Source organism: Paenibacillus sp. AN1007 (assembly GCF_040702995.1).
In the GTDB taxonomy this organism is placed as follows: Bacteria; Bacillota; Bacilli; order Paenibacillales; family Paenibacillaceae; genus Paenibacillus.
Map to the genome: position 1 here is coordinate 171836 of NZ_CP159992.1, position 11798 is coordinate 183633.

The following is an 11798-nucleotide window of genomic DNA, read 5'->3' on the forward strand; positions in this document are numbered from 1 at the left end:
TTGGAACAGCTGCTTAAATACATTATTGAGAATACGTCCGGCGGCAAAATTGACAAAAAGACAGCGATAGATATGATTACACTGCTCAAACAGCAGAAACAGAATCAGCGTGAGGATATTGCCATTGTGGGCATATCTGCGCATATGCCGATGGCGGATCACGTCGAAGCCTTCTGGCATAACATTGAGAACAAAGTAAATTCTATTGTGGAATTTCCTGAAGCGAGACAAGCGGATGTTCTTAACTACGTGCGTTTCAAGCAGCAGGAAGAAGTCGGGCTTCGTTTTATTAAAGGTTCCTATTTGGAAGAAATAGACAAGTTCGATTACCGCTATTTCAAGCTGACTCCCAAGGAAGCATCACTGATGAGTCCGGATCAGCGGATTTTTCTCCAGACAGCCTGGGAAGCTGTAGAAGACGCCGGGTATGGAGGGACTAGCTTATCAGGCACGAACACCGGATTATATGTAGGATATTACAGCAGTACGCGTGACAATTACGCCAACATCATTGCTGATGTGGAGCCTGAATCCATCTCCATGTCGGTGACGGGAAATGTGACTGCTGTACTGGCAGGGAGAATATCCTACCTTCTCAATCTGAAAGGTCCAAGTATGGTGGTGGACACGGCATGTTCATCCTCTTTGGTAGCAGTGCACATGGCTTGTCAATCCATCAGAAGCGGAGAATGCGACGCCGCGATAGCCGGTGGAGTGAAGGTCAATACGCTGCCTGTTTTTAATAAATACGAACAATTTGGCATTGAGTCTTCCGACGGAGAGACCCGCACGTTCGACGATGCTTCGGATGGAGCCGGTGTAGGTGAAGGGGTGGCAGCCATTCTGCTGAAACCTTTGAGCCAGGCTTTGAAAGATGGGGACCATATCTATGCCGTAATCAAGGGAACCGCCGCCAATCAGGATGGGACATCCATTGGACTTACCGCTCCGAATCCGCGTGCCCAATCGGAAGCGATTATTAGAGCCTGGGAGGAAGCAGGGATCGACCCCGAAACCATTCGATATATCGAAGCGCATGGTACAGCAACAGAGCTTGGTGACCCGATCGAAATTAAGGGGATCACCAATGCTTTCGAGCAATTTACGTCACGAAAACAATTTTGTGCGATAGGTTCAGTTAAATCCAATATCGGACACTTGTATGAATGTGCAGGTGTCACAGGGCTTCTCAAAGCAGTGATGGCTTTGAAACATCGGAAACTTCCGCCCTCTCTTCATTTTGCCAAACCTAACCGCAATATTCGCTTCGAGCAGACACCGGTATATGTGAACACAGAACTTCGGCCGTGGGATACGGAAGAAGGCGTACCGAGAAGATGTGGTGTGAGTGCCTTCGGGTTCAGCGGGACCAACTGTCACGTGGTACTTGAAGAAGCTCCTGAAGCTGCAGCTGTACAGGAGTCCGGAGATGCATCTGTCTCCAGCTCGCATCTGTTTGTATGTTCAGCACAGACGGAAAAAGCCTTGAAACGGCTGATCCAGAGTTATCGCGGCTTTCTGAAGGAACGTCCGGAAATTCCGCTTGAAAACATATGTTATACGGCAGCAGCCGGTAGAGGACATTACGAATATCGCATGTCTGTGGTTGTAAAGGATACAGGGGAACTGATGCAGCTGCTGGAACAGCCTTGGGAACAGCTGAAAACGCAGCGAGGGGTGTATATCGGTGGACAAGTCGTCCACGCTGCGGGGATTGAGGATACGGCAGCGGAAGAGCGGGCACGTATCCGCCGTCATTCCACCCAGGCGCAGGAGCGAATCAAGCAGCTCGGAGAACCCCCCTCCGCTTGGGATGAAGCAGTTCTTGGGGAACTTGCTTCCAGCTATGTACAGGGAGCCAATGCCGATTGGGCACAGCTGTATCAAGGAAGAAAGATACGGAAGCTGAGTCTGCCGACGTACCCGTTCGAACCCAGCCGATGCTGGATTGATATTCATGACCCTTCTGCCGTCCGTTTACAGGATTATTTCCATACTGTGAAATGGGTGGAGGATCAGGGCTCAGCTGCTGAGGCCGTCTCCACAGATTCATCCACGAATTCGATCCTGATTATTGGAGATGGAAACGAGTGGGAGCAGAATCTTGCTGAAGCACTGAGAAATGAAGGCTGCCAAGTCATTCAGGTGCAGCCGGGGAGCCGATTCGAGCAAATATCGGACAAACGGTATGCTGTTGGCAGTCCCGGACCGGATATGTATACCGAACTGCTGGAGAAATTTTCAGACGGGGATATCGCTGAAATTATCTATTCATCCATGGTTGGCAAATCCGCTTACCCGAGTGATCTGGATTCACTTGAGGCTGTGCAGAAGGAAGCCTTCTACTCGCCGGTGTATCTGATCCAGGCATTAATGGCTAGAGGGTTTGCCGAAGAGATTCGATTGACCCTGCTTGCTGAATATGCCGGTCAAGTTACAGGAAGCGAAAAGGCGATCGCACCTCACAATGCACTGCTGATGGGACTCGGGAAAGTCATTCAGCAGGAATATGGACACATACAATGCAGGTTTATTGATATGGATACGTCCGCCTCTGTTGAAGATATTTGCAGGGAGAGAGGTATCCGTGGTGAAACGTATGCTGTTTCGTATCGTGATGGAAAACGGTATACCGAAGTCTTTACAGAAATTGACTTGAATGAAAAAGAAAATGTACCCTTTCAGATCAGACCTGGGGGATTATATCTCGTCACAGGTGGTACAAGCGGGATTGGTCTGGAGACAGCCAAGTTTCTCGCTCGCTCATCCAAGTCTGTAAAGCTTGCGCTGATCGGACGAACGATATTGCCGTCAAGAGAGCAGTGGAAGGACCTGCTGCATGCCGGGGACAATCCGCATTGTGCCAAGATGCAGGGTATTCTTGATCTTGAGGCTGCAGGTGCTGTAGTGGAATATTTCAGCACCGATCTGGCTGATGAGAAGGGGATGGCACAAGTCATTCGGGACATTACCACGCGTCATGGAAACATCCATGGCGTTATTCATGGTGCGGGTATTCCCGGTGATGGCTTTATATACCGTAAAAGCAGTGAGGAATTTCAGACGATTCTGGGACCGAAAGTGAAAGGGACCTGGATGTTGGAGAAACTTACACAGGATCAGGATATGGATTTTATGATGATATTCTCATCGGGGATATCAGTGATTGGTGAGATTGGGCAGGGGGATTATACAGCAGCCAATTGTTATCTGGATTCTTTTGCCGCATGGCGTTCAAGCACAGGACGCAGAACATTATCGATCGACTGGGTGTCATGGAAAGAGACCGGGATGTCGGTAGACTTTGGCATCAACGTGGACGGGATGTTCAAAACGATTCCTACAGCGGACGGTATTAAAGCTATAGAAGCAGCAATGAATAGAAGTCTCTCACGCATATTTATCGGGGCGATGAATTACGGAAGCAAACATTTGGCTGCACTGGGACAGTTCCCGTTTCGGCTTTCTGACAAGCTGCAGGCTGGGGTGAAGCACAGCAAAGAGCTGGCCGATCAAGGAACACAGCGTCATGCAAACCGGACTGTACCACAGGAGAAGCATACTGGTCCTGTAGATTTGTCAGGTAAAGAAGCTGGAGCCTATTCCGAAACAGAGCAGCAGGTCGCCCGCATATACAGTGAAATCCTAGGTTATCAGGAGATCAACATTTACGATAACTTTTTTGATCTTGGCGGGAATTCCATCATGCTGATTCGTATGCACGAAAGACTGAATGAGGAGTTTCCGGGTAAAGTGAAGATTGCTCATTTGTTTGCGCATACGTCTATCCACAAACTGGCTCTGCATGTGAATCAAGGAAGAGAAAAGCAGGCTGCATCGGCAAATACCCCTTCGCCGGGAGAGGGAGAGGTCAAGAAGCAGGTGGCGAAGGAAGATGAGGCAATTGCCATTATTGGCATTGCTGCTGAAATGCCGATGGCCGATACAGCGCAGCAGTACTGGGATAACGTTGTGAACGGCGTAGACTGCACGGTTGATTTTCCGGATGCCCGAAAAAAGGATATGGATGCGTATCACCGATGGATGAATGCCAGGTTGGGTTCTGACAAAGAAGTCCAGTATCTGCAAGGCGCTTTCCTGGACAACATTGATCAGTTCGATTACCAATATTTCAGACTTTCTCCCAAGGAGGCCGGTCTGACGGACCCAATCCAGCGTTTATTCATGAAGACATCATGGCATGCGGTTGAAGATGCGGGGTACGGCGGACGAATTGAGGGAACTAACACAGGCGTTTACATGGGATTTGCAAGCAGCTTGAATGATTCCTATCTGAAGATGATCTGTGATTTGGACCCCTATCAATACCCGATGTCCATTGTGGGCAACATCACCGCCATGATGCCTACTCGCATTGCTTATCCACTGGATCTCAAGGGACCAACCATGGTGATTGATACCGCCTGCTCGGCGTCCCTTGTGGCGACACATCTGGCCTGCCAGGCTCTGCGTAACGGAGACTGCGAGATGGCTATTGTTGCTGGTGCCCGAATTAGTCTCAGTCCGCTCGATCATGATTACCTGAAAGTAGGTATCGAATCTTCGGATGGTTTAACCAGACCTTTTGACCAGGATGCAGATGGTTCGGGCCTCGGAGAAGGCGGTGCAGCAGTGATCTTGAAACCGCTGAGCAGAGCAATAGAAGACAAGGACAATGTTTATGCGGTCATTAAGGGCAGTGCCATTAATCAGGATGGTGCCTCCATCGGCATCACCGCCCCTAATCCCGAAGCGCAGACAGAGGTTATTGTGAAGGCATGGGAGGATGCCGGAATTGATCCCTCGACAATCGGTTACGTGGAGACTCATGGTACAGCAACCAAACTGGGTGATCCGATTGAGATGGATGGGCTTACTACAGCTTTGCGGCGGTACACGGATAAGAATCAGTTTGTTGCCATCAGTTCAGTGAAGTCCAACGTAGGGCATTTGTTTGAAGCTGCTGGTGTAGGCAGTCTGGTAAAAGCGGCGATGGCGCTGAAGCACCGGGTGCTGCCTCCGACCCTTCATTTTGAGAAACCTAATGCGGTCATTCCGTTTCAGGATTCGCCGCTTTACGTCAACACCAAGGCAAGGTCGTGGGAAGGGAACGGAGCACCTCTTCGCTGCGGTGTAAGTGCGTTTGGTTTCAGTGGAACGAACTGCCACCTGGTGCTTGAAGAACCTCCAGTTATACAGGAGCGCTTCATCCCGAGGAAAGCAGAGATATTCACGTTGAGCGCCAAGAACCGTCAATCTCTGTTAGCCATGATCGATCAATATATACGTTTTATTTCTGAACATCAGCAGACAATTTCGCTCAAAAATATATGTTATACGGTGAATACCGGACGCTGGCAGCATGTCCACCGCATTGCTTTTGCAGTGGTGGATATCTCTGATCTGCTCCGAAAACTGCAATCGCTCGCTGTTTCCGGCCTTGCATCCGAGTCAACTGGCGAACAGTTGTATTACGGAATGCACAAAGTCGTCACAGAGAAAAGTGATGCTGCGGGCAGTGAATTAACAGGGCAGGAGAAGTCGGAATTGAATCGGAAGGGGAAGGACTGTCTGTCCCGTTATCTGGAATCCTCTGATGAGGGGCTGATGCAGGAGCTGACACAGAAGCTGTGCAGCATGTATGCTGCGGGCAGTGATCTGGATTGGAAGCTGCTGTATGAAAACGAAGAGATTCGTAAGATCAGTCTGCCTCTGTATGTATATGACAACACACGATGCTGGGTGGATCTTCCCGAGCCATCTTTGGTGTCTTCACATGTCGGTGTCCACGCAGTACCTGAAGCTTATGAGCTTGTGTGGAAGCCTGCAGCAGGAAATAGTGATGCAGCAGTCGGTTCGCAGCTGACTGACCCGGCTGAAGGCAAAACACTCGTTATTCTCGATGGTTCTGATGCGGCATCACGGATTGTATCCCATATGGAACAGACAGGTGTGGAGGTCTATTCGATTCTTCAGAACGATACGCTGCTCTCACTTCCAGATACTCATGATATATCTGATGTCGATATATACATCCGGGCTTTACAGCAGGCAGGCATCGAGCAGGTGTCGAGAGTGATATATCTGAACGGTGCTGGTGATGACGACTCTTCCGAAAACGATGCATCCGATGTAGATGTAGAAAGCTTTACTTCAATACTAAATAAACGTGTATATGCGTTCTATCGATGGATTCGAGCCTTGGTATCCAGTAACTTGAGCAGTCCTGTCGATCTGGTATTGATCTCCCGCGAGGTGAACAGCATCCATGGCAGAGAACGTATCAGGCCGTATCTGTCCTCGGCGTTTGGCATGGGGCGGGTCGTCGGCAAGGAGAACCTGCATATTCAATGCCGCTGCATTGACATGGATGCGGCCACGCCTTTGGATACGCTGGTGCAGGAGATAACGACCCCATCCGCTTATTATGAGGTTGCCTTCCGGGATGGGGTCCGATATGTGCAGCAGTTCAGGGAGCTTCAGGCACCAGAAGCTGCACCAGCCAACATTGTATTTGATAACGATGGCGTATACGTGATTACAGGCGGCACAGGTGGAATTGGATTGGAGACGGCCAAATACATGGCTGCAGGTCAACCGGTGAATCTTGCGCTGATCAGCCGTACACCTATGCCGGCACGTGAGGACTGGGATGCGGTAGTGGCAGCACAGAGCAGCCTGAAAGTTATACATCAGATTACGACCATTCGTGATCTCGAAAGTCGGGGACACCATGTCAGCTGTTATGCTGCAGATGTATCCGACCTGAATTCGATGCGTGTGCTTCTGGACCAACTGCGGGACCAATACGGAAGGATCAGAGGAATTGTTCACGGAGCAGGTGTGGGGAGTTCAGAACTGATCATTAATCGCTCGCAGACCGGATTCAATGAAGTGTTTTATCCGAAAGTTTACGGGACATGGGTGCTGGATCAGCTTACCCAGCAGGATCAACTGGATTTCATGGTGCTGTACTCGTCTATTGCTTCTATCTTCAGTGCACCAGGTCAAGCGGATTATATTGCAGCCAATGCTTATCTGGATGCTTATGCCGATTACAGAACCAAACTTGGCAAACGCACATTGACCGTGCAGTGGTCCACCTGGAAAGAGACCGGGATGTCCGCAGACCATGGTTTTGCTGTAGATACGCTGTTCAAAGCCATGCCAACGGCACAGGCGATACGACAGTTGGCTCATGTCATGCAGCAGCCAGCGGTGAAGCGGGTATTGATCGGAGAAATTCATTATGAAGGTCAGCTGATTTCTTCACTGGCCAAAAGTCCATTTGATCTTTCATCCGAAATTAGGCTGCAGCTGGATCAGCGGATCAAACAGCTGGAGAGCAAACGTGCTGCTTCTTCCTTGAAAACGAGTGTCACGGGAGAAGTGACGTTAGTCGGAAAAGCGGACGGTGTGTATACGGAAACTGAGCGGACCCTTGCATCCATCTGTCAGACCATGCTGGGCTTTCAAGAAATCCATGTGGGAGACAGTTTCTTTGAGATGGGTGCTGACTCTATCGTTCTTATACAGGTTCATGCCCGGATTGATCAGCAGTTCCCTGGTCTGACCAAAGTCACCGATTTGTTTGCCAACTCCAATATAACCCGGCTGGCCCGATTTATGGATGAACAGTCTGAATCGAAGGCGCAGGATATGGAACAGGATTTGAAGCGTGTCATCGATCAGATGGAAAGCGGCGATGTGACGCTGCAGCAGGCGCTGAACAATCTGATTAACTTGTAAAGGAGAAATGAGATGGAGCATGTATACAAGTTCATCATGGAACATCTGCAGGATGGAACGCTGGACAAGACGGTTGCGGTGCAGCTTCTTCAGAAACTTAAACAGGAAGAGGATACCTGCAAAGCGTCCGGGTCCGTGCAGGGAACCAAGGATATTGCCATTGTAGGCATGGCTTTAAAACTGCCTCAGGCCGACTCGCCGGGAGAATTCTGGAACAACATGATCAGTGGAACGGACAGCATCCGTTCCTTTCCGGAATCCAGAAGACCGGATATCCATTCGTATCTGGAGTATCTGGGCATGAATCCGGATGAGATTGCTTTTAATGAGAATGCCTATCTCGATGAAATCGACAAATTCGACTATGCCTATTTCAAAATGTCTCCCAAAGAGGCCAGTCTGACAGACCCCAATCACAGATTATTTCTTGAAACAGCCTGGAAGGCGATAGAAGATGCAGGGTATGGCGGCGGTAAACTTACGGGCAGCCGAACAGGCGTATATCTGGGGCTCTCCAATAATATAAGGGACCTGTATTCCCGCTTTATTTATGATGCGGAGCCGGAAAGCTTCGCTTATTCCCTGGTCGGTAATCTGGCATCTGTAGCCGCAGGTCGGCTGTCTTTTCTGCTGGATCTGAAAGGGCCGAGTATGGTGGTAGATACGTCCTGTTCTTCCTCTCTGGTGGCAGTTACACTGGCCTGTCAGGCGATTAAAGAGGGGCAGTGTGATCAAGCACTGGTAGGGGGAATCAAAATCAATCTTGTGCCACTGAAGAGTGATCACATCAAGATTGGCATTGAATCTACAGACTGGCGGACCAAAGCGTTTGATGATGATTCCGATGGATCAGGGATCGGTGAAGGGGCAGGAGTCGTGCTGCTGAAACCGCTGGAGAAAGCACTGGAGGATCGGGATCAGATTTATGCGGTCATCAAAGGGTACGGTGTAAATCAGGATGGAAAATCAATCAGTATCGCGGCTCCGAACCCGGAAGCACAGACGGAAGCCATACTGCAGGCTTGGGCTGATGCTGGTATTGAACCCGAAACGGTTTCTTATATTGAAACCCATGGCAGCGGCACGATGCTGGGCGATCCGCTTGAGGTACAGGGGATAGAGCAGGCTTTCCGTCGTCACACCACGAAGTGCCAATTTTGCGGAATTGGTTCGGTCAAAACCAATATTGGTCACCTTTCAGAGGCAGCGGGAGTGATCGGTTTGATTAAATCGGCACTTTCCCTGCATAACCAGCAGATTCCCGCTTCAAAACATTTTCACAGACCGAATCGTTCCATTGATTTTGCTTCATCTCCTGTTTATGTGAACGCCCGTTTACGGCATTGGGAGGCAGAAAACATACCGCGGCGCAGCGGTGTAAGTGCATTTGGAATCAGCGGAACCAATTGTCACATTGTACTGGAGGAGGCACCCGCTGCAGCATTAGCTGATCCGGTAATTCATGGAGAGCATCTCTTAACGGTATCAGCCAAAACGGAGGAGGCCCTGCGCATTCTGATCAAGCAATATGTGGATGTGCTTTCCGCAGCCGCTCCTTCGGAGCTATCTTCCATCTGTTACACCGCGAACACGGGAAGAGGGCATTATGCATATCGGCTGCTGGTTTCGGGTCAGAATGCAGGCCAGCTTCAGCTTCGACTGATGGAGGCAGAGCATCTTCTGGAGAACGCAGCAGAGGATAACAAAGGAAGTACTGCGATGGGCAATTCATCGGGGAAATCCCCGAAAACGGGAAGCCAGGGGCTCTATTACGGCTATCATAAACCTGGAAGCAGTGAACCTGGCTGTTCCGATTCGCCGGAAACAACCGGTTTGAACCCGGAACTCGCAAGAATAGGAAAGGGGCTGGCATCTGCCTCAGATGTAATGGACCGAATCGGACTGCAGTATGTACAGGGCGCTGATCTGAATTGGGAGCTTCTATACACCGAAGACGGGCTGCGAAAAACAAGTCTGCCGACGTACCCGTTTACACGAACCCGCTGCTGGTTCGAAGTACCAGAGGGGGCGCGAGCCCGGTCAGTAAGGACGGAAAATATCACTTTAAATGAACCATGGTCAGCACGTTTTTATCGGATGAACTGGCGCAGGGCAGACATACCGGAGATGGCAAGCCAGCAAAATTCGGGAGCAGTACTGGTCCTAAAGGATGAAGGACGCCGGGGGAGCGAATTGACGGAACTCCTTCAAGCTTCAGGGCGTCGTGTTATTGAAGTTAACTTCGGTGAATCCTTTCATCGTGAAAAGGACGGGGCATTTACAGTAAACGGCTCGGAGGATGATTTCGGAGCACTCTTTACCGCACTGGGTGAGACGTCTGTAAGTGACATTGTGCATTTGTTTGCTGCATCGGCGTCTTCTGAGGTTCGCACGATGCAGGAGCTGGAGCAGCGGCAGCAGAGAGGCGTATACAGCTTGTTTCATCTCGTTCGTGCACTCATTGAACACGGAAATGATAATGCCTTAAACATCATGCTTGTCTCGGAGCTGCTTTACGAAGTCACAACAGAAGAGTCACGGCTTTCCCCGGATGCGGCTTCTTTGACGGGACTTGGCAAAGTGCTTGCCCTGGAGTATCCGCATATCACCTGCCGAAGCATTGACCTGGATGAGAATATCGGGACAGAGGTGCTTTTTCATGAGATGGGTTCACAGGATCAGAGCTATACCTCGGCGTATCGAGATGGCATGCGATATATCGAGGAGCTTGGCGAAGTACTGGCTGATGATCTGGCAGATTCACCTGTGGCCATCAAGGAAAACGGTGTATATGTCATTACCGGTGGTACGGGCGGGATTGGACAGGAGATGGCTAAATATTTTGCTTCGCAGGCCAAAGTCAAACTTGTTCTGCTGGGCCGCAAGCCGATTCCGCCAAGAACAGAATGGGAGATGCTCCTTGAGGACCCGACATTGGATCTTAAGATGGCCGCCCGTCTGCAGAACTTTCTGGAGATTGAACAGCAGGGATCGGAAATTTCCTGTTATGCGGCGGATACAGCGGATTATGAAGCGATGCAGCGTGTCCTGGCTGATGTCAGAGACAGATACGGGAAGATTACGGGGGTAATCCACGGTGCAGGTGTGCCGGCTGTAGGATATCTGATTCGTAAGACGCGGGAAACCTTTGACGAAGTGCTGCATCCCAAAGTGCATGGGGCCTGGATTATAGATCAGCTGACCCGGCAGGACCAGCTCGATTTCCTTGTTTTCTTCTCATCCGGGCTATCGTTGTCGAGTGAGGTGGGGCAGGGAGACTACTCCGCAGCTAATGCCTATCTGGATGCGCTGGCCTATGCGCGCAGCAAAAGCGGGCTGAAAACGCTGTCCATCAACTGGTCTTCGTGGAAAGAAGCCGGTATGTCGGTTGACTACGGATTTAATGTGGATGCCATCACCAAGGCGCTTCCGACAGAACAGGCAGCTGCCGGATTTATGCAGGCACTTCAGAAGGAAGTCTCGCGTGTATTAATCGGGGAGTTCACCTACCATCCACGCTTTGCCAAGGCGCTGCTGTACAAGTTTCCGTTTCGTTTCTCTGAAGAGATGACGGAGAGACTGCGGGAGGCTGAGAAGCAGGAAGAACTTAAGCAGACGTCGATGGTAACAACCACCAAGAAAAACAAGTCTTCTGCAAACACCCAGGTGGAACTTAAGGGTAAAGAAGGCGAGGATTACAACAGCATCGAGCGTCAGATTGCGAGTATGTATCACGAAGTGCTTGGTTTTGAGGAACTGGATATTCACGACAGCTTCTTCGATCTGGGTGGAGATTCCGTTTTGCTGAACAGGCTGTTTGCGCTGCTGGAAGAGGCCTATCCAGGAAAAATGAAGTTAATTCATCTTTTCTCCTACACAACCGTGCATGCACTGTCTCAATTCATCATGACCAAACTGGACGTGAAGCCGGCTGTTCCGGCATCCCGGGCAGAAGATGATTTTGAACAATTGTTTAAAGATATTGAAGCCGGGAGTCTGAGCATTGACGATGCTGTCAAGAGCTTCGAAGATCGTTGAGGAAGGAGAAG

The 11798-nt window shown here is 50.1% G+C and carries 2 protein-coding genes; both read left to right on the plus strand.

The genetic code is table 11. The annotated features are described in order from the left end of the window. Complete coding sequence (locus ABXS70_RS00745; RefSeq protein ID WP_366293238.1) at positions 1-7749, plus strand: SDR family NAD(P)-dependent oxidoreductase; 7749 nt, start codon at positions 1-3, stop codon at positions 7747-7749. Between the two features lie 12 nt (positions 7750-7761). Then, positions 7762-11787 carry an SDR family NAD(P)-dependent oxidoreductase gene (locus tag ABXS70_RS00750; protein WP_366293241.1) on the plus strand — a complete coding sequence of 1342 codons (4026 nt, stop codon included), beginning with the start codon at positions 7762-7764 and terminating at the stop codon, positions 11785-11787. The last annotated feature ends 11 nt before the right edge of the window (positions 11788-11798 follow it).